The organism is Sphingobacterium spiritivorum (genome assembly GCF_016724845.1).
In the GTDB taxonomy this organism is placed as follows: domain Bacteria; phylum Bacteroidota; class Bacteroidia; order Sphingobacteriales; family Sphingobacteriaceae; genus Sphingobacterium; species Sphingobacterium spiritivorum_A.
Genome location: NZ_CP068082.1, coordinates 2,600,273 through 2,620,815, shown reverse-complemented (window position 1 = coordinate 2,620,815; position 20,543 = coordinate 2,600,273). Strand labels below are relative to the sequence as shown.

Annotated in this window: 15 protein-coding genes; 8 read left to right on the top strand and 7 right to left on the bottom strand. The window is 40.4% G+C overall.

All coding sequences use genetic code 11. The features are described from left to right. The first annotated feature begins 54 nt into the window (after positions 1-54). On the top strand, positions 55-5,190 hold the full coding sequence (locus I6J03_RS11020; RefSeq protein WP_003012122.1) for a LamG-like jellyroll fold domain-containing protein: 5,136 nt from the start codon (positions 55-57) through the stop codon (positions 5,188-5,190). Between the two features lie 8 nt (positions 5,191-5,198). Further along, entirely contained in the window at positions 5,199-6,077 is an 879-nt protein-coding gene (locus I6J03_RS11015; RefSeq protein WP_081445172.1) for a PorP/SprF family type IX secretion system membrane protein, read from the top strand. Between the two features lie 75 nt (positions 6,078-6,152). Here I6J03_RS11015 and I6J03_RS11010 read toward each other — a convergent pair whose 3' ends face one another. The 4 genes from I6J03_RS11010 to I6J03_RS10995 form a co-directional block, all read right to left on the bottom strand. Then, positions 6,153-7,931, bottom strand: a complete 1,779-nt coding sequence (locus tag I6J03_RS11010) for an acyl-CoA dehydrogenase family protein (RefSeq protein ID WP_003012118.1) — start codon at positions 7,929-7,931, stop codon at positions 6,153-6,155. A gap of 85 nt (positions 7,932-8,016) precedes the next feature. Next, on the bottom strand, positions 8,017-9,189 hold the full coding sequence (locus I6J03_RS11005) for an acetyl-CoA C-acyltransferase (protein WP_003012116.1): 1,173 nt from the start codon (positions 9,187-9,189) through the stop codon (positions 8,017-8,019). A 148-nt stretch (positions 9,190-9,337) separates the two neighbouring features. Continuing rightward, the gene (locus I6J03_RS11000; RefSeq protein WP_003012114.1) at positions 9,338-11,767 is read right to left on the bottom strand and encodes a 3-hydroxyacyl-CoA dehydrogenase/enoyl-CoA hydratase family protein; all 2,430 of its coding nucleotides are present in this window, start codon (positions 11,765-11,767) and stop codon (positions 9,338-9,340) included. A gap of 11 nt (positions 11,768-11,778) precedes the next feature. Then, complete coding sequence (locus tag I6J03_RS10995; protein WP_003012112.1) at positions 11,779-12,246, bottom strand: MarR family winged helix-turn-helix transcriptional regulator; 468 nt, start codon at positions 12,244-12,246, stop codon at positions 11,779-11,781. 234 nt (positions 12,247-12,480) lie between these two features. Here I6J03_RS10995 and I6J03_RS10990 point away from each other — a divergent pair, with 234 nt between their 5' ends. The 4 genes from I6J03_RS10990 to I6J03_RS10975 all read left to right on the top strand — a co-directional run bounded on the left by I6J03_RS10990 (position 12,481) and on the right by I6J03_RS10975 (position 16,298). Continuing rightward, the gene (locus I6J03_RS10990) at positions 12,481-12,972 is read left to right on the top strand and encodes an RNA polymerase sigma factor (protein ID WP_003012109.1); all 492 of its coding nucleotides are present in this window, start codon (positions 12,481-12,483) and stop codon (positions 12,970-12,972) included. Continuing rightward, entirely contained in the window at positions 12,969-13,628 is a 660-nt protein-coding gene (locus I6J03_RS10985) for a hypothetical protein (protein WP_003012093.1), read from the top strand. Before I6J03_RS10990 ends, I6J03_RS10985 begins: the two co-directional genes overlap by 4 nt. A 141-nt stretch (positions 13,629-13,769) precedes the next feature. Then, positions 13,770-14,732, top strand: a complete 963-nt coding sequence (locus tag I6J03_RS10980; RefSeq protein WP_003012092.1) for an isopenicillin N synthase family dioxygenase — start codon at positions 13,770-13,772, stop codon at positions 14,730-14,732. 162 nt (positions 14,733-14,894) lie between these two features. Then, a complete protein-coding gene (locus I6J03_RS10975) occupies positions 14,895-16,298 on the top strand; it encodes a DUF3472 domain-containing protein (RefSeq protein WP_003012091.1) in 1,404 nt (467 codons plus the stop codon). Positions 16,299-16,366: 68 nt separating this feature from the next. Here the strand turns inward: I6J03_RS10975 and I6J03_RS10970 are convergent, their stop codons facing one another. The 3 genes from I6J03_RS10970 to I6J03_RS10960 form a co-directional block, all read right to left on the bottom strand. Further along, on the bottom strand, positions 16,367-17,131 hold the full coding sequence (locus I6J03_RS10970) for a porin family protein (RefSeq protein ID WP_003012090.1): 765 nt from the start codon (positions 17,129-17,131) through the stop codon (positions 16,367-16,369). Next, positions 17,131-18,252, bottom strand: a complete 1,122-nt coding sequence (locus tag I6J03_RS10965) for a PCMD domain-containing protein (RefSeq protein ID WP_003012088.1) — start codon at positions 18,250-18,252, stop codon at positions 17,131-17,133. Before I6J03_RS10965 ends, I6J03_RS10970 begins: the two co-directional genes overlap by 1 nt. Before the next feature lie 245 nt (positions 18,253-18,497). Beyond that, positions 18,498-18,857 (bottom strand): MmcQ/YjbR family DNA-binding protein, encoded by a 360-nt coding sequence (locus I6J03_RS10960; protein ID WP_003012086.1) that lies wholly within the window; start codon positions 18,855-18,857, stop codon positions 18,498-18,500. A gap of 208 nt (positions 18,858-19,065) precedes the next feature. Here I6J03_RS10960 and I6J03_RS10955 point away from each other — a divergent pair, with 208 nt between their 5' ends. Together I6J03_RS10955 and I6J03_RS10950 are read left to right on the top strand one after the other, a co-directional pair. Then, positions 19,066-19,551, top strand: coding sequence for a DUF4822 domain-containing protein (locus I6J03_RS10955; protein ID WP_039990557.1), 486 nt, complete (start codon positions 19,066-19,068; stop codon positions 19,549-19,551). An 87-nt stretch (positions 19,552-19,638) separates the two neighbouring features. After that, positions 19,639-20,487, top strand: a complete 849-nt coding sequence (locus tag I6J03_RS10950; protein WP_003012081.1) for an AraC family transcriptional regulator — start codon at positions 19,639-19,641, stop codon at positions 20,485-20,487. Positions 20,488-20,543 lie beyond the last annotated feature (56 nt).

Genomic DNA, 20,543 nt, shown 5'->3' with positions numbered 1-20,543 from the left:
CTTCCTGTGGGATAATCCTGAAAATTAACCAATTGTAAAACTCAAACATCTGATATGAAAAGAAAGTATGTTCTTTGCATGTTGTTCTGTCTGTTATTTTCGCTCGAAAATCTTCAGAACAGTTTAGCACAAACATTAGCATTTCCCGGGGCAGAAGGTTTCGGCCGGTATGCTACCGGAGCGCGGGGCTACAGTTCCCGATCGGTATATTTTGTAACGAATCTGAGCGACAGCGGTCCCGGTTCATTCCGAGATGCCGTAAGTCAGCCCGGAAGATTTATCATCTTCAAAGTCAGCGGCATTATCACGCTCAGCAGTAAAATTCAGGTGGCCGCTAACACTACCATTGCAGGTCAGACTGCTCCAGGTGACGGAATTGTTCTTTACGGACGCGGAGTTTCGTTTAGCGGAGCATCCAATACGATTAGCCGTCATCTTCGTATACGACTGGGAGTCAACGGAGGTGCCGGAAAAAATGATGACGCTTCCGGTATTGCCAACGGAACGAATATCATCCTTGATCATATGTCTTTTTCCTGGGGGCTGGATGAAGTATTTTCTATCAACTGGGATAATAAAGGCAGTGAGCCGGATAACATTACCATACAGAACTCTATTATCGGACAGGGATTGCACCGGCACAATCACTCTGCAGGCGGACTGATTCAGACAGGTGGAAAAATCAGTATTCTGAAATCGCTCTACATGAGCAATAAGACCAGAAACCCCAAAGTAAAAGGTATAAATGAGTTTGTCAATAATGTCGTTTACAATTTTGGTAATGCAAACACAACTTATGCCGATCACAGTATTTCGGCAGATGCTTATATTCTGGGAGGAGAATCTTCCGGAGAATCAAATGTGACCTTATTAAATAATTACTTTATTGCCGGTCCGGCAACTCCTCAATCTAAATCAACACCATTTTCCAGAGGAAACGGTAATTTCAACCTCTATCAGCGTGGCAACTACTATGACCGCAATTATGATGGGGTACTGAATGGAATGGAGATACAAGCCAACAGTACCTGGTATCCGGGAATTGAACCTGAAAATTTTAAAAATGCAGGGGATTATTCCAGCTATCCAACGATAGCCCCTGGCATGTCTGCCTCCGAAGCGTACCAATGGATCGTATCTAACGTGGGAGCAACTTTTCCCAATCGCGATCAGGTAGATGCAGGTATGATCGCTGATCTGATGAGTATTGGCAAATCAGGACAATACATGTACCGTGAAACGGATAACGGACTAAGCAACGGAGGTCTGGGAGACTTCTATCCGGCACAACTTCCTGCGGACACTGACAATGACGGTATTCCGGATGAATGGGAAGAACGGTTAGGACTCAATAAAAATGATCCATCAGACGCCTTAAAGGAAAGCAATGCTCATGCTCCGTATCTTAATATTGAGGTATATATCAATATGCTCGCAGATGAGCAACCCACTGACTTCGTCAGGCCTCCAAAAAACATCAAAGCAACCAGTCTCTCGTATGATGAGACACCTGCCCGAAGTGTCGTTACCTTGTCCTGGGAAAATAATTCGCCTGATGTCAAAACCCGTATTGAAAGATCCGCTGATGCTATACAATGGACTCCGGTAACCACTACAGAGATCAATAAAACAACTTTTACCGACGATAACCTCAAACCTAACACCCTTTACTATTACCGGTTGAAGTCGATTCACGATCAGGAAGAATCGGTATTCAGCACTGCTTTATCTCACCGTACAACAGCCATACCGACTGCTCCTGTTCCTGCTGCGCAACCTTCTCCGGTTCATTTATATAACCATGTTATTCTGAATGAAGGTGCTATAGACCTTTCCTGGACTGGTAGCAGCAACACCAAAACCTATGCGATATATTTCGGGAAAGACGCCGATAATCTTATTTTGAAACAGGAAGTCGCTTACAGTGCAACACCCGGCATTGTGATATCCGATTTAGAAAATAACACTTCCTATTACTGGCGGGTAGACGCCAGTAATGACAAAGGAACCACAACCGGTGAAGTCTGGACATTCAGGACGGAACAGCTCTTTCCAAAAATGCTTGTCGGACACTGGAATTTTGACGAGACAACAGAGGAACTGGAAACAACCTTACTCGATCAGTCAGCTTTTGCCAATCACGGTGAGCTGTCCCGCACTTCAGATCTGGGGATTTCACTCCGCACGGAAGGCGTGCATAACGGAGCGCTGGATCTGAAGAAAGCCGACCCCTCCACCTATTCCGCCAGTATACCGCATAAGGCTCATTTATACCTCAACAACTCTTCTTTCACCATTACATTTTGGATGAAAGCCGCTCAGGAGGATCGTCCGACTTCTACAAATAGCTCCTATATATTATGCAAAGGATCAATTACCAAAAATACGACCACAGGCGCTACCGGCAACCGCTTTAATATAGAAGTAAAAGAAGAAAATTTTCGGTTTGCAATCGATAACGACAACCTGGGAAAGGATGAGATCACTGCAAAAACTTCAGATTTCTACACCGGACAATGGACACATGTAACCGTAATCCGCGATACAGAAAACAAAAAAATCAAGCTTTACCGCAACGGGAAACTGAATGTGGAGGCCACGATCAGTAAAGCAACCAGTGGCATAGGTGAATTATCAGATCTGATTATCGGAAATATAGGAGAACTGGAATTTTTAAAACAGAACAATCTGAATTCTGCGCCTTATTTCGGCAAACTCGATGAGCTGAAAATCTACAATTATGCATTAGCAGACTCGGCCATTCAAAGAGATTATTTAGAGCATGTCGGACTATTGGCTGCACATACTCCATTTCCTAAAGATAAAGGTATTTCTTCAAGAGGAGATCAGACAACTGTCAGTTGGTCAGGTGGAGAAAATACAACTTCTTTTGATATTTACTTTGGCACGTCTGCAGATCAGCTTCATAAAGCAGCATCCTTACCCGCAACCGAAAAAAACTTTACCTTCCGATTACTTGATCCCGGCACCATTTATTACTGGAAAGTCATCGTACAAAACAACGGGGTCAGTAAGGAAAGTCCAGTATGGAGTTTTACAGCTAATCCGAATAAGCGTGAATTAGTAGGTTATTATTCTTTTGATGATCAACAGGCAGTCGGATACGATTACAGCAAATATGCAAATCACGGAACAACACGCTCCTTTAGTACATCGCCTTTTGTGGCCTTGGGAAAAAGTAACGGTGCTGTTGAATTTAAAACAGCCAACGGTACAACTGCAACTAAAGCAATAGTTATACCGGCGAGAGAGCAAAACAAATTTGACTACAACTCCTTCAGCATATCCCTCTGGATGAAAGGCAGCAGCAATACCTACACGACCTCCGCAACAAATGCCTACCTGATACAAAAGGGTACTTTTTCGGGTGTAGGAAGATGGTATGGTATTCAATTAAATAATAACGGAAATCTTGTTTTTGCCATTGATGATGATTCCAGTGTCAGTGGACGTGGTAAAAACGAAGTGACCACGGGTATAGCGGCCAACAATTTATTTAATAATCAATGGCATCATATTGTTGCCGTGCGGGACGTGGAAAATGCCAAAATATCCCTTTACATTGACGGAAAATTTATCAAAACAGCCTCTGCGCTCGCACAAAACATAGGACAGGATAATGTAGACCTGCTTATCGGTAATTCTGCCGAAAATAAAATATACAGAGACCAACTGGACGAAGTAAAGCTTTACAACTATGCTTTGTCTGACGAAGATATTTCTCAATTGTATGCGACCGGTATTCCTGTTGCCCCTCCGGTATTGATTACTCCTGCACAAGATGCTGTTTCGCAAAATGCGCTTAACCCTGTCTTTAAATGGAGAAGTGATGAAGAAACCTACAGTGTTTTTCTGGGTAAATCAACTGATGAATGGATCAAAATTGCGGACCACATCAGACCGGATACATTTACCGTTCCTGAGGAACTGGAATACATACAGAGTTATTACTGGAAAGTAGAAGCATTCCGGGATACAGAAAAAGCTTCCAGCTCTATTGCTAAGTTTACTACTGAAGAGCTACCCAGACCCGTTGTACAGGTCGTTCCGATAACTGTAAATGAAGGAAGTGCCAAAGGAAATATCCTGACCAGATTGCAGGCTACGAATCCGTTGAATGGTCCTTTAAAAAACTGGAAACTCCTTAAAACCGATGATCCCAATCAGAATGGTATTCCGGCAATCGAACTGGATACAAACTCGGGCGAGGTACGCATCCTCGATCCTGCAGATTTCAGCTATGGCCTGATACAAAGTATTAAATTCACCACTACTGTAGACAATGATCGCAAAACCAGTGAAGAAACGGAACTGACTATAAACATCAATTTTGTCAATCAGGCCCCAACTTTTCAAAGCATCGCTGACCTGACATATTGCAACAGCGGGCAAGAATATGAAGTGATGATAAACGGAATTTCTCCGGGAAAAGAATCCAGTCAGCAGACGACGCTATCCATTCAGGCAGATCATGCAGATCTCTTTGATGAGCTGCAGATACTTCAACCTACATCTTCTACCGGAACCATCAGAATTATATTAAAAGAGACATATGCAGGGACAACCCGTATCAACGTTACCGTAAAAGATAACGGAGGGACAAATAACGGTGGAATAGATTCTTATAGCCAAAGTTTCAATATTACAGCCACCTCCCCCCCTGAATTAAAGATCGCATATGATAACAGCAGACCTCTGTTAGAGAACAAACCTGTAACGCTCAATGTGGTAAATCCGTCTGCTGATTACAGTTACGAATGGTTTGCAAACGAAAGTTCCATAGGTTCAGGCAACAGTATAACCCTAAATGCCGGCAGAGAAATCAGCTACAAAGTAACTGGTAAATCTTCAGATGGTTGTATTTCCACGGCATCATTACAGTTGGATCTGATCGAATCGGCTTATCAGCTGAAGATCAATAATATCATTACACCGAATAATGACGGTATCAATGATTACTGGCTAATCAAAAATATCGAAGCTGATCCTGAAAATGAAGTATATGTATATAGTCAAAACGGGAGATTAGTGTTTTCTGCACGGGATTATAAAAATGACTGGCCCGGAATATCCAATTCGAGCCCTCTGCCGAATGGCACCTATATGTATAAGGTCATTTTCAATAAAAAAGAATATGCAGGCTACTTAGATATCGTAAACCCTCAATAACCTTTATTATGAACTCATATCAAATCAACAGGTATATTATTTCCTGTTATTTAACCTTTATCATACTGTTATCTTCATCTGTAGGATTTGCACAACAAGTGCCTTTAGCCTCGGGATTTTTTACGGACAAATACCTCCAAAATTCGGCAAAGTATGGCATTTCTGCTGAAAACTCGCTGCTACTTGGCATCCGTAATAATGTGGCGAACAATCATGCAAACCAGAATGAGCAATTACTAAATTTAAACCTGAACCTTAATACACATGGTTTTGGTGCAGGAATACATAATATAAATTCAGGATCGTTCAAACACACCAGTTTACAGGCTTCCTATGCCCACCATTTACTGTTTGATAACCCGGGGAATATGCTGAGTCTGGGGACTTCACTAAGTTATACAAGTGAAAACATCGATCTCAAAAAGATTGAGGGAGAGACCAATGACCCGACATTACTGGATTTCAACAGAAGAACCAATAAACTGGATCTTGATCTGGGTGTTGCATACAGCGTTTCGGATGTTGATATACAGCTCTCTGTCAATAATATTCTGGCAAAGAAGACCACTTATTTTCTGGTCAATAAAAGCAGGATCTTCAGCAGCGTCAGCTATACAATAGAAACAGTAAGCCGTCTTCGGTTTTCTCCTCAGGTATCTTTCCGGAAATTATTGAATGACAATGATGTCTTGGATCTGGGCGGAGCTGTTGCCTTCAACCGAAACTTTCAACTGTTTGCACTCTATCACAGCAATCAAAACATAACGACAGGAATGAATCTGAATATTAAGAAGTTTAAGTTTAATTTTGCTTATCTGAAAGGCACATCGGGAATTCAGAGAAATACCGCGGAATGTCTGGAATTTGCCCTAGGTTACCGATGGTAATATCCATCAATACTGAATCATAAAAAAGCCAGCGTGTATAAACACGCTGGCTTAACAACCTAAAACAATAAAAGATTAAAAACAATATTTATTCTCCTCAATCAGCTTTTTGGCAATACGCTGACGGGCATCTTTAATATTAAATGGTTCTGCCTTTGTAAATCTGCGCAGACCTACCAGCATCATTTTTAATTCATCTCCTTCTCCAAATGAATAAAGTGCCTCTTTACCTACAGCATTTATTTTATCAATCGCTGTATACAGATATACTTTAGCAATATCGGTAGCATAAGCTGCTGCATCTGCTCCTTGTGTATGGAAGATCTTCTCGGCACGTAACAGGACAGATTCGGATACATATACGTAACCGATTATGTCTGCAATATTCATGAGGATTTCCTGTTCTTTGGACAGGGACATCATCAGTTTCTGAACGGCTGCACCTGCAATCAGCAACCCTGCTTTTTTGAGATTAGCCAATATTTTTTTCTCTGCTGCAAATGGCGTTTCATCTTCATCTCCGAAATCAGGAATAGACATCAGTTCTCCTGCGACAGCTGTTGCCGGTCCCATCAGATCCAATTCCCCTTTCATCGCGCGCTTCAATAACATATCCACTACCAAAAGACGGTTTACCTCATTTGTTCCTTCAAAAATGCGGTTGATACGAGAGTCACGATAAGCTCTTTCCATTGGTGCATCTGCCGAATAGCCCATACCTCCGTATATCTGTACTCCCTCATCTACAACATAATCCAGCATCTCTGATCCCCAGACTTTGATAATAGCACATTCGATAGCAAACTGCTCCACAGATTTTAGTTTTGCTTTCGCCTCATCCATTCCTCCTGCAACCAAAGCATCATAGGCATCATCAATATTTTGTCCGGCACGGTATGTAGCTGATTCTACTGCAAACAAACGAATGGCGGCTTCTGCGATTTTATAACGGATAGCTCCAAACTTAGAAATAGGCAGATTAAACTGTACACGTTCGTTTGCATATTTTATAGCTTGCGTCAATACACCTCTTGACGATCCGATAGTCGCTGCACCCAGTTTGATACGTCCGATATTCAGAATATTAACTGCAATTTTGAATCCGTTTTCACGGTCTGAAAGCATATTTTCTACAGGAACGGCGCAATCATTAAAAAAGATCTGACGCGTAGACGAACCTTTGATACCTAACTTATGTTCTTCAGGATTCATGGTAATACCTCCAAAATCTTTCTCCACAATAAATGCTGTCAGATTTTTATCATCATCAATCTTAGCAAATACGATAAAGATATCGGCAAAACCACCATTGGTAATCCACATCTTCTGACCATTGATAATATAATGAGTACCTTCTGCATTCAGTTTAGCCGATGTACGCCCTGAGTTCGCATCCGATCCGGAGTTAGGCTCTGTCAGACAGTATGAAGCCTTCCATTCTCCGGAAGCCAGTTTAGGAATATACTTTGCTTTCTGCTCTGCATTTCCATAATAAAGAATCGGTAAAGTACCAATTCCGGTATGTGCGGACAAAGCTACAGCAAATGAATAACCCGAACCGACGGCATCTGCGACTAACATGGACGTATTAAAATTCTTACCGAACCCACCATATTCTTCAGGTATTGAAACGCCTAATAAACCAAGTTCTCCGGCCTTATCCATCAGACTTGGCATTAAGCCTTCTTCCTGTGCATCTATACGTTCCAGTTTATTGAGAACTTCAGTATCCAGAAAGTCCAGACAAGTCTGACGAATCATTCTTGCTTCTTCATCGAATTCCTCCGGAATAAAAATATCTGTATACGGTGTTTCTCTAATCACAAATTCACCGCCTTTGATTGCTTTGCTCATAATATTCAGATTTTAGTAGTGTATATTGCGATCGTTTTCTCCGTCCGGACATACATCCTACAACTTTTATAATTCTTATTTTATACTATAATAACTCAAATATTCCTGCTGCTCCCTGTCCTGTACCCACACACATGGTAACCATACCATATTTTTTGTTGCGGCGCTTCAGTTCATTCAGTACCTGTACGGTTAGCTTTGCACCGGTACAACCCAGCGGATGTCCTAATGCAATAGCTCCACCATTTACATTTACTTTTTCTTCATCCAGTCCCAATTCACGTATGATCGCCAGAGATTGTGAAGCAAATGCTTCATTCAGCTCAATCAGATCAATATCCTGGAGCTTTAATCCTGCTTGCTTCAAAGCTTTTGGAATAGCGTAAATCGGACCTATTCCCATAATCCGGGGAGGCACTCCAGCGACAGCATAACTCACTAAACGTGCGATAGGCTGCAGGTTTAATTCCTTCATCTTTTGCTCCGAAACAACCAGGACAAAGGCTGCTCCGTCAGATGTCTGTGAAGAGTTCCCGGCTGTCACGCAGCCGTCTGCCGCAAATACAGGTTTTAATTTGGATAATACTTCCAGTGTAGAATCCGCACGAGGACCTTCATCCGTATCTACGACATATTCTCGTGTTGCTATCTTACCATCTTTCAGGTAGTTTTCTTTAACAGTAATAGGAACGACCCCATCTTTCAGATGGCCGTTTTTGATTGCTTCGACAGCGCGCTGATGTGATCGTAAAGAAAATTTATCCTGATCTTCACGGTTCACATTATATTCTTTAGCGACAGCTTCTGCTGTAAGTCCCATCCCCCAATACCAGTCCGGGTTTTCTTTTGCAACTTCCGGATTAGGCACAATCTTCCAGCCTCCGAACGGCATGCCCGACATCACTTCCACTCCCCCGGCAATAATACAATCTGCCATTCCGGATTTGATCTTTGCCACAGCCGTTGCAATAGTTTCTAATCCTGATGCACAGTAACGGTTAACGGTGACACCCGGAACTTTATCTGTCTGCAAACCCATTAACGAGATCAGGCGGGCTACGTTCAGTCCCTGCTCCGCTTCAGGCATTGCATTACCGACGATTACATCGTCTATTTCTTCTTTATTGAGATTGGGCACTGAGGCTACCAAATGCTTGATAACATCTGCCGCTAAATCATCTGCCCGTGTAAATCGAAATCCTCCTCTCGGAGCCTTCCCGACTGCGGTACGATATCCTGCTACAATGTAAGCTTCCATATTCTTATAGTAGTTAGTAATGAGTAATTCGTATCGCGTCTTGCGAGACTATCCTCACCAATCCTTTTATTTAATTATTTTTTTCTTTAAAAAAGCATTGATGTTTATCACACATTTTTGTATTTCATCAATACCTTTTTTGAGCATACTAATTTCGTAATGCCTTGCCTTTGGTCAGCATAAACTGAATTCGTTCCAGTGTCTTGCGCTCAGCACACAATTCCAAAAATGCTTTTCTTTCCAGATCAAGGAGATATTGCTCTGACACCTCCGTCGGAGCAGACAAATCTCCGCCACACATCACCCAGCCTAATTTTTCTGAAATTTTCTTATCATGATCTGAGATATAATTACCGGCACGCATCGAGCTTGCTCCTACATATACGATACCTAATCCCTGTTTACCAAGAACTTTAATATCATTGCGGGGAGCAGGTTGTACATATCCGGCATCTGCCAGTTCCAATGCTTTTTCTTTTGCATCTGCCAGCAAACGTGCACGGTTCATCGTGATCGCATATTTACCTTCCTGAAGATACCCCAGCTCAAATGCTTCGACGGCAGAAGTAGAAACTTTTGCCTGACCGACTGTAAGGAAACGATCTTTCAATGTATTCTGAACGATCTGATCATCTTTATATTCATCAGAAGCCCGCAATGCAAATTCTTTGGAACCTCCTCCTCCCGGAATCACGCCGACACCAAATTCGACCAGTCCCATGTAAGTCTCAGCATGGAGCTGAACGAAATCCGCATGCATAGAAAATTCACATCCTCCACCGAGAGCAAGCTGAAACGGAGCGGCCACGACCGGAATCGAAGAATAACGGATACGCATAGAAGTATTCTGAAAAGCACGCACAGCCATATTCAGTTCATCATAATCCTGCTCCACAGCCATCATAAAGATCATCCCGATATTGGCACCTGCTGAGAAGTTCTTTCCGTCATTGGAGATTACCAATCCACGATATTCTTTTTCGGCCAGATCAATGGCTTTATTCAGTCCCTGAATAACATCACCACCAATGGTATTCATCTTCGTATGGAATTCACAATTGATGATACCATCTCCAAGATCTATAATCGAGACTCCTGAATTTTTCCAGATTGTTTTTATTTCACGGATATGATCCAGTACAATCAGGTCTTCGGCACCCGGGATCGCTTTATAAGATTTGGAAGCAATATCATAATAATGTCTTACACCATTTTCAACTTTATAGAAAGATTCGTGTCCGGCATCCAGCATATCATGAACCCATGCTGCAACTTCACCGGTCTGTCCCGGAAGACGTTTTTCTTCAGCTTTGATTTTCTCAATTGTCTCTCTTACTCCCAGAGCGTCCCATACTTCAAAAGGACCTATTTCCCAGCCAAAGCCGGCACGCATTGCATCATCGATGCGGAAAAAATCATCAGTAATCTCAGGAACTCTGTTAGACACATATTCAAACAATGGATAGTGCATTGCTCTGAACAACTCCGCTGCTTTATCTTTACCCTGTTCATAGACTTTCATCCGTTTGCGGATATCTTCTACCTGCTTTGTCGCCTCCAGTGTCTGCGATTTCACTTTTTGCTGAGATCCGAATTCGAGCGTTTTGAGGTTTAAGGAAAGTATTTCAGAATTGCCTTTGGCATCTTTTACTTTTTCATAAAAACCCTTTTTGGTTTTCTCTCCAAGCCATTTGTTTTCAACCATTTTAGTGATGAAAGCCGGTAATTGAAATACTCCTTTAGCTTCATCTTCCGGCGCATTCTGCGCTAAACCATTGGCAACATTCACCAAAGTATCCAGTCCTACCACATCTGCCGTTCGGAAAGTGGCTGATTTGGGATGCCCCATTGCAGGGCCTGTGTATTTATCAACTTCCTCAACAGTGAGACCTAATGGTTCTACCAGATGGGTCAGTGCCAACATGGAATACACGCCTATTCTATTTCCGATAAAGGCAGGTGTATCTTTACATAAAACCACAGTTTTACCCAAAAATTTATCACCATATTCCATCAGGAAGTTTACGACCTCTTTTTTGGTATGAGGCGTAGGAATAATTTCTAACAATTGCAGATAACGTGGCGGATTGAAAAAGTGTGTTCCGCAGAAATGATCTTTAAAATCTTCACTTCTTCCTTCCGTCATCAAATGAATAGGAATACCGGATGTATTGGAAGTGATTAACGTCCCCTTTTTACGGAATTGCTCTACCTTTTCAAATACGGATTTTTTGATATCCAGACGTTCAACAACAACTTCAATCACCCAGTCTGCATGTGCGATCTCCTTCATGTCATCGTCAAAATTTCCGGTCTTGATCCTTTTGACAAATGACTTACTGTAAATAGGTGACGGATTGGATTTAATTGCAGTCTCCAACGAGAGGTTGACGATGCGGTTGCGTACCAGTTTGCTGTCCAGAGTAAGGCCTTTCGCCTCTTCTGCCGGCAGCAATTCCTTTGGCGCAATATCCAAAAGCAAAACTTCCAGTCCGATATTGGCAAAATGACAGGCGATTCTTGACCCCATCACTCCAGAACCTAAAACGGCTACTTTTTTAATACTTCTGTTATTCATCCTTTTATATTTTATGTTGCGGCAATATTATCCGCAGCGTTTGATTGTAGTTCTCCCTGATAGTCCTTTGCCAGTTCATTTATTTTGATGAGTGTCTTGATCAGTTGAGCACGCTCTCTGGCACTGATATTTGCTTCCAGATATTGATTAAAGCTACGCACCACATCCTTAGCAATTTTTCGCTTCTCTTTACCCAACTCTGTCAGATAGACTTTGACAGACCGCTTATCCACGTCACTCGCTTCTCTGTAAATAAAACCTAAGGTCTCCAGATTATTTAACACTCTGGACAAGCTCGTTGTTTTTACACCTGTCAAATTTGCAATTTGTGAAACAGGAGTGCCTTCTTTGTGTATATTTATCAAGATATACCCGGCAGCCTGCGTAAAACCGTACTGCGATGCGATCGTATTGTATTTATTGGCTACAGTCTGCCAACCGGTTTTCATGAAATAATCAATTGTATTATCCTGACTCATAATTTATTTTTAGCTATTTTGCTATGCAAGCATAACAAATTTAATTTATTTATTCGGACATTCCAAATCACTTCTGTTAATTTTTCGATAAATCTTTGTCTGATTCTGATACTTCAAAAAATAGAATAAAGAAGCTCAGGCCATATTTTATTCATTTTTACTATCAATTGTAATGTTTTTACCTTTTTCAAGACTAACAGATAAAGTAATTTAGAGAAGACATCCAACTATAACATGGACATCGAGAAAGAATTTATCGGATTAATAACTTCCAATCAGGCCATTATCCATCGTATATGCTGCATGTATGTGGACAACAGAACGGACAGAGAAGATCTGTTTCAGGAAATAGTACTGCAGAGCTGGAAGTCTTTCAAAAGCTTCAGAGGCGACTCCAGATTCCAGACCTGGCTATATCGTGTCGGGCTGAACACGGCAATCACCTACATTAAACGCGATCGTAAACATATGCATGCCGAGCTGCAGTTTACACAGGAAAGCTATTGCGAAATTATCTACCAGGAGAATGAAGAGATTCTGGCTATGTATCGGGCGATTGGTCAGCTATCAAAAATCGAAAAGGCACTGGTAGCCCTCTATCTCGAGGACTACAGTTATAAGGACATCGCACACACGATGGGTATGACGGCCAATCACGTGGCTGTGAAAATATCCCGGATCAAAGAAAAATTAAAGGACCTCAGTAAAAAACAGCTATCATTATGAAATTAGAAGATCTTAAATATAACAACAGACAGAATAGTCCAACTACTCCATCTGCCCTATTGTTTCTTCCGGAAGAAGCAATTGAAAAATTAACAACACAGAAACCGACTAATCTGCTCGACACAATAGATGAAAACCTGAAGAAAAATATCCGCTACCGGTCTCTGTTCATTCTTGTAGCCATCGGCATTCTGTTGTATAATTATGACAACACTTTCTGGAGCTGGTATTTTATTCTGGGATCACTGGTAGAAGCCGGAATGACCTATATCGCCTATAAACTGCGAAAAAAAATTCATGAAAGCTTTGAAACCGATCTTCAGATAACGGATCGATTCATTCAGATACAGGAATTGATTCAAAATTATCTGAAATTCAACAAAATAGCTCGAGGAAGTATTCTTGTAATATTAGTAATAGCTGTATCCTTAAAAAACACACAGTCCTTTGATTTATCATCCCTGTTTTCGGGTGATGTAATTTTAAGATTCTTCATTCTTGGACTGATTTTCTATTTCATACATACTTATAGTTTTAAAAAATTCGCAAAACCACATCAGGATATGCTGGTGGATTTACACTATTACCTTAAGGAATTAGGAGAACTGCCACAGGAAGGCATTCAAACCCAGACACAGAAGAATGTCGGAGAATAAGCCGGCATATTAAAAATGTGGAAAACTTTTTTGTTTTACAAATCAAGCAGTTAAGATTAAAATACCTACACTTATTCACACGGGTGTTAGAAAATTCAAAATTAATTCAATTACCTTTGTTCGTACAAAAACAGAAATAGTATGGCATTAGTTAACATACCTAGATTAGATTTACTGAATTACACTTCAGGTTCTAAAGAACAACGCGAACAATTTATTCAGGATATTGGTAAAGCTTTTAATGAAACCGGATTTGTGACGATCGCCAATCATGGTCTTTCCAAAGCGTTGATTGATGAATTGTATCAGGTGGTTCCTGCATTTTTTGCTCTTCCGGATGACATCAAATATCAATATGAGTTTCCTGAATTGGCAGGACAACGTGGCTACACTACAAAGGGCCGTGAAAAGGCTAAAGACTCTAAAACTCCGGATCTGAAAGAATTCTGGCAAAGAGGCCAAACGATTGTAGGGGAAGAATATTCAAAAACAGACTTTCCGGATAATCCTGAAGTCAAAGAGTTACCTCGTTTCAATACGATCACTGCAGAAGTATATAAAAAACTGGAAGATACAGGACGTGAGTTATTGAAAGCTATCGCTACTTATCTTGATCTGGAAGAAAATTATTTCGAGCAGTATGTTATCAATGGAAATTCTATCCTGAGAGCGATTCACTATTTTCCGATATTACATCCCGAAGAACTTGCCCCTGATGCTGTACGTGCAGGAGCACATGAAGATATCAACCTTATCACGCTTTTGATAGGAGCCAGTGCAGATGGTTTGGAAGTATTGACTAAAGATGGCGAATGGTATCCGATTAAAGCTAAAGGAGAAGATATTGTGATTAATGTAGGGGATATGTTGCAAAGGTTGACAAATAACAAACTAAAATCCACGACACACAGAGTTGTCAATCCTCCTTTGGAAAAAATGGGAACTTCAAGATTTTCAATTCCGTTTTTCTTACACCCTAAATCCTCCATGAGTCTTGCTTGTCTTTCGTCTTGTATTGATGAAAAACATCCTAAAGCATACCCGGATTATACTGCCGGAGAGTATTTAGATGAGCGATTAAGAGAAATTGGCTTAAAGATGTAATCTCAGCCCGATAAAAGTAACTTTTGAAGGAGGAAATGTAGAATTTCCTCCTTTTTTATTTTGTTTTAAAGCAATCAATCGATTGCACAACCTACTCACAATCTTATTATTATACAGCAAAAGAAATAACTTTGATGCTGACATCATAACCAATCACTAAACATGATATTAAAATTTTTTCGGATCAGCCCGCTGTTGCTGTTCATATTCCTTTGTGAGACATTAAATGCACAGGAAAAAACATTTATCATTCCCGCAAACAAAGCCTATGCGGTTCCTTACACTCCTGATGAAAAGGAAACAGGGGTATCAGTACCGGTAGGTTACCCGGAAGACAAAGGCAGTATTTCGAACTGGACAAACAAAAACCGCAGTATTGTCTGGTATCTTTATCAGACTGCAGGGGCTTATCATCTGGACTTCGACAATACCACTGCAAAAGGTAAAAATCTGAAGTTTAATTTAAAAATGAGCCCTTGCTATGCTCCTTTGCAAATCTCACCGTCTCAAACACAAATTGTCTTTAAAGGGGGAGGAAAACAAACCCGTACATCAGCAGGAAGTATCCTGATAAATCAAACCGGCTATTATAAATATGAGCTTTCTCCTCAATCCGAGCCCTCAAATGCTATAGTCATTCATAACCTGATCTTCAAAAGTACAACCGACAATGCACATGTCAATCAGACCGACTATCAATCCACACCTTCCGTCCATATCAACTTTAGCTCAACAGCGGCCACAACGAAGTCATACAACTGGCTTTATGAAGAAGTAAATGTACCACAAGGCGCAGATCCGCTGCATACCTTCTATATGGCTATTGGTTTCTACAGAGGTTATCTCGGCATGCAGACCAATAGCAAAACAGAAAGAAGAGTGTTGTTTTCAGTATGGGACAGCAAAGATGCGGAACACGATGCGACAACTACCCAACAGGATTATGTATCTCTGGTGGACCGGTCAGAAGCTACTACAGTCAATTCATTCGGTGGCGAAGGGACAGGAGGACAATCTTACGTCAAATCTGCAAACTGGAAAACCGGGGAAACTGTAGCCTTTCTAATGAATGTACTGCCTCAGGAAAACAACTCTGTGATCTTATCCGCATGGTATAAACTTGCTTCTCAGCAGAAATGGAATTATATCGCCTCCTGGCGTGCTCCAAAAGAAAACAGATATTTTAACGGCTTTCATTCCTTTTTAGAAAATTATGGATATCCGAATGGTCAGTTTCGCCGTGAAGCAGATTACTTCAATGCCTGGGGCAAGGAGAATGAATCAGGTAAGTGGATCAATTTTAATAAAGTCCGTTTCAGTAATACGGATGGTAAGGAAGGTCAAAGGGTCGATTACGAACAGGGAGTATCTCCGCGTAATCCCAATTATTTCTATATGTCGAGCGGAGGATATACCCCGACAGTCAAGACTGCAAATGAAATTCCTTTAGCTACCCAACCTCCGCTTACGGATTTTTCCGCTTTTGAGAATCGCGTAAAAGAAGCCCTGAATAATGAAGCTCTGCATAAAAACAGCGTGAAGGGTAAAACTTTGAAAAAGAAATAATAAAAATCCCCATGCGCCACTTCATAAAATTTGCAGGCGCATGGGGAATACTTAATACCGTACCCGATCTATAGTTTAATTCCTACACCAGCATTCAGGAAAATATTATGCAGACCGAAACTTATACTTTCGAATCCTGTCTTCATAATATTATTAAATCCATAGTCAAATTGTGCCAGTGCAAAATAGCGTCTGGAAAAATTATAGTGTGAACCCAGACTCATTCCTACATCCAGTGTACGAACACTTTTATTAAAGTCATAATCTGCCTTGTCCACATTAATTTTATCCCCTGTAGGATCATCCTTACGCATATACCCATTAGTCGCTGTACCGATGAATTTCTTTTTTACTGCAAATGCGAAATAAGGTCCTGCCTGAAAATCCCATTTACGAGATAGCCTGAAAGTTGCCTGTACAGGTACGGAGAGATAAAGATTTTGTACATCCGTGGCAATATCACCTGTAAAATATCCTTTGATATTCTCTTCCGGATCTTCATTGGCATTGAATGAGGTTTTATATCCCTTTACTGTCGATTCCGTATTCATGCCCTTTCCTTCAAATGTTACCCCAAGACTTACACCCCATTTATTATCTATGTTATACAACGCTTTTACTCCTACAAAAAACGGTAATGCAGGAGCATAGCTTCTGATCTTGCGGATTTCTGCCGGCAAGGATAGGGGCGCAGAACCGCCTATCTTCGTTCCGAGATCCACAGAAAATCTAAATTTGCCGGATACGCTATCCGCAGGAAGATGATTTTCTGCCTTTGCTGTTATTGAAAGAATAACAAACAAGATTGTTAATATATAGTATATCGGTTTCATTATTTTGTAATTATTTGTACATCATCAACAATTAAAGTGCTTCCTATTGCTCCTTGAAAGATATCTCCACCCTTACTCGCAGACATCACTATTGCAATACCGTATTTCAGTTTCTTTACATCAGCTATATTAACATCCTTTGTATATTTAAACGGGATACTGAACTTAGCAAATCCCTCACCTGTAGTAGCTTTACCATTTTCTAATTTCGCTGTTGCCACTACACTTTTACTTGTCCAGATATTCTCTCCACTGAGATAGCTTTTTTGAGTTTCCTTCATCAAATCATCTATATTGTAAAAGACTGCATAGATGGTACACTCATCTTCACCTTCCACGGGTTTGGACGCACTGTTGATCAGCTGTTTGCCAGGGATATATCTGTAATAACCTTCGAACGTCTTTGGCACCTCATTATACGGCAACCCGAAACGAGTAGCTTTTAGTGGAGAAGCCAACGCCATTGTCACATCAAAGGCTCCTATAAATAGATTTCCTGCAGCAATTGGCTTTCCAAACATTGCTCCAAAAGGTCCTGTAGATTTAGTTTCCAAAAGAGCTGCAGACTTTCCGCTTCTGCTCTTGTCTGTGGCTCTTGTGGGATACATTTCCGGATTTTTATCTCCGAACAGAGAAATTGCAAAACCTGGATTCCCGGATGACCAGTTATCAAACGAATTGTTATTTACGATATCAAAGAATTTATGGTACTTATTGGTTTCATCTGTTCTGAAGTTTTCAAAATCAAATTTAGAAGGAACAAAGCCATCCGTTACCTCAATAATACTAACCATATATTTTTTCTGAAACTGTTTATTCTGCGAAGTTACTGTATAGGACAGCGAATTAGCAGAATTTTGAGAGGGATCAACATTTGCTGCTATTGTTGCTCCTGACGTAAGATCAAACTTTAACTTATAATCGGGATCGCTTACCCCTTTCGGTTTGACATAAATAGTTATCGTATTGTTTGTAACAAGCGGCTCAGTAATCAGATTCCCATTCTCCAAATAGACGGCGGTTATATCCGCTTCCATATTTAATGGCTCATCTTTTATACAGCTACTTAGCAGAAACATGACAAAAGCTACACTTACAATTAAAATTTTTCTATGCATCATTTTTATTTTTCATCAAACATATCACAAAATACACAATAACAACAATTTTCAATATAATTATATAACAAATAATTATATTTATACAAAAATTACCAATGGAACAGTCGCAACTTCACCAAAAAACCAAAACATTAACACTAAAGAAATTTCAAGCTTTTAAAACCAAATAATTGCTGATGTTGATAAGCAGTCACCTTTTTTTTGTAGAACCAAACCGCTTACCTTAATTAAACAGACTTCTGTTTTTACAAAGAGAGCGTCTCTCTGATCTTCAGAGGAAGGGCTTTTACAATGAGGTCGTAGCTATGATCTATCAGTGCAAATAATTCTTTGTCCGAAAGAGCTTGATTGGCATAGACCGTATTCCAATGTTTTTTGTTCATATGGTAACCAGGCAAGACTGTAGATTCGTATTTTTCACGCAGTTCTACAGCGTATTCGGGATCACATTTGACATTGAATGACAACTTACCAATCTGATCCAGTCCGACCAGCAGAAAAACTTTACCTGCGACTTTGAAAACCAAGGTATCCGGGCCAAAAGGCAGCTCTTCAGTGGCTCCCTTTTTACAAATACAATATTCCCGTAGTTGTTCGATGTTCATTACCTGTATAAATTGAATGCTAAAATTAACTATTAAATCTGAAACTTATAGCCAGAATATGATTATAATGGTTTTGTAACTCATTATGGAAGAATCTCTTCTAACCGTCTGCTACTGTTACTAATAAAATTCACAAGTTTATCTTCGCTTTTCACAATAACGGGAGCTGAGAGAAAGATAATTTTGCAGAACACTAATACAAATGATTATGAGATCTTTAAAAAACTTAGGACTAATTGTGCTGACTCTTGTAAGTACAACTTTATTATTCAGCTGCAGTGATGACGACAAAGAAGTCACTCCAGTACTCACACCAAGCGAAATATTAGCAAGTACAGCCTGGGAAACGACAGGAGCAAAAAACAACAAAGGAGAGAATGTAGTTCTGACAGATGCTAATGTTGCAGGAGCTGTTGGTTATGCTTATTATGACATTAAGGGTACTTTTGTTATCTATGATCTGAAAGATGTATTCCGGATTCAGGGAGACTGGTCTGTTTCAGCAGACGGTAAAACCAGAACACTGGTGGCCAAAAACCCCGAAACACAAGCCGTACTGTTTACAAGAGTTGTTGATATTTTAGTATTGACAACAAAGGAATTCACCTACCGCTTATATCCAAACAGCACTGATCGTACTGTGTATTACGATATCATACACAAGCCTACGACTCATGCTAAACCAGGCAAATAACAGCCGGTATTAAAACGGCCGGTCTCCTTATTTTCCACCGGCCATTTTTTTTACCCGATTAAGCAGAATATTTTGTAATTTCCACGGATGGTAACAAAGGAGATCTTTGCAACGCTGGAACTGAAAGAGTTTCAATTTGATTCAAGATCAGATTACAGTTTGCTTTATCATGGTTCTCACGGAAAAAATAAAATTGAGAAAGCACATAAACATGACTTTTTTCTTTTGTTTCTGATTGAGAAAGGCAGCGGTATACATAGCATAGATTTTGTAGATTATCCTGTATCGGATTTTCAGATCCATATCCTATTTCCGGATCAGATTCACAAGTGGGATCTCGGAGAAGAAACTTCAGGGTATCAATTGATGATCAGCAAGCGTGTGTTTGAAACGTTCTCCACATCCATGCAGTTTTCTTTTCTGCTATATCAGAGACACCCCACCATTAACCTTTCACAGCCTCTTTTTCACGATCTTTTATTTGAATTTGAAAATCTGAAAAGAGAGCTTGCGCTACATCCTGTTTACTGGGATATCGTGTATTCCAGAAGTAAACTCATAACCCAGCTGGTAAACCGGGAGGTTGAACGCAAATTTGATGACATCTCCTTATACCGGACAAACCCCATTCTGCTTCGATACCACTCTTTAATAGATTATTATTTCAAAGAAGAGAAAACAGTCACCTTCTATGCCGATAAACTAAACATTTCGGCCAATTACCTCAATATCCTGTGCAAAAACAATCTTCAGGTAACAGCCTTGTATCTGATACAGACACGTACAACACTTGAAGCTAAAAGACTACTTCAAAGTTCTCAGAAAACTATTAAGGAGATTACATTTGAGCTGGGATTTAATGATATTCCCTACTTTTCCAATTTTTTTAAAGGGCAGACCGGGGTTTCTCCACGTCAATTTCGGGAGCAGTTATAATTTTCACAAGTTCTGGAATAAATCTCTCATTAATTCGGCTTCGAAGGTTCTTAACT

What these genes read in the sequence shown, in the direction of transcription:
- I6J03_RS11020 (WP_003012122.1), top strand. Translation starts at nt 55, where the DNA reads ATGAAAAGAAAGTATGTTCTTTGCATGTTGTTCTGTCTGTTATTTTCG.
- I6J03_RS11015 (WP_081445172.1), top strand. Translation starts at nt 5,199, where the DNA reads ATGAACTCATATCAAATCAACAGGTATATTATTTCCTGTTATTTAACC.
- I6J03_RS11010 (WP_003012118.1), bottom strand. Translation starts at nt 7,931, where the DNA reads ATGAGCAAAGCAATCAAAGGCGGTGAATTTGTGATTAGAGAAACACCG.
- I6J03_RS11005 (WP_003012116.1), bottom strand. Translation starts at nt 9,189, where the DNA reads ATGGAAGCTTACATTGTAGCAGGATATCGTACCGCAGTCGGGAAGGCT.
- I6J03_RS11000 (WP_003012114.1), bottom strand. Translation starts at nt 11,767, where the DNA reads ATGAATAACAGAAGTATTAAAAAAGTAGCCGTTTTAGGTTCTGGAGTG.
- I6J03_RS10995 (WP_003012112.1), bottom strand. Translation starts at nt 12,246, where the DNA reads ATGAGTCAGGATAATACAATTGATTATTTCATGAAAACCGGTTGGCAG.
- I6J03_RS10990 (WP_003012109.1), top strand. Translation starts at nt 12,481, where the DNA reads ATGGACATCGAGAAAGAATTTATCGGATTAATAACTTCCAATCAGGCC.
- I6J03_RS10985 (WP_003012093.1), top strand. Translation starts at nt 12,969, where the DNA reads ATGAAATTAGAAGATCTTAAATATAACAACAGACAGAATAGTCCAACT.
- I6J03_RS10980 (WP_003012092.1), top strand. Translation starts at nt 13,770, where the DNA reads ATGGCATTAGTTAACATACCTAGATTAGATTTACTGAATTACACTTCA.
- I6J03_RS10975 (WP_003012091.1), top strand. Translation starts at nt 14,895, where the DNA reads ATGATATTAAAATTTTTTCGGATCAGCCCGCTGTTGCTGTTCATATTC.
- I6J03_RS10970 (WP_003012090.1), bottom strand. Translation starts at nt 17,131, where the DNA reads ATGAAACCGATATACTATATATTAACAATCTTGTTTGTTATTCTTTCA.
- I6J03_RS10965 (WP_003012088.1), bottom strand. Translation starts at nt 18,252, where the DNA reads ATGATGCATAGAAAAATTTTAATTGTAAGTGTAGCTTTTGTCATGTTT.
- I6J03_RS10960 (WP_003012086.1), bottom strand. Translation starts at nt 18,857, where the DNA reads ATGAACATCGAACAACTACGGGAATATTGTATTTGTAAAAAGGGAGCC.
- I6J03_RS10955 (WP_039990557.1), top strand. Translation starts at nt 19,066, where the DNA reads ATGAGATCTTTAAAAAACTTAGGACTAATTGTGCTGACTCTTGTAAGT.
- I6J03_RS10950 (WP_003012081.1), top strand. Translation starts at nt 19,639, where the DNA reads ATGGTAACAAAGGAGATCTTTGCAACGCTGGAACTGAAAGAGTTTCAA.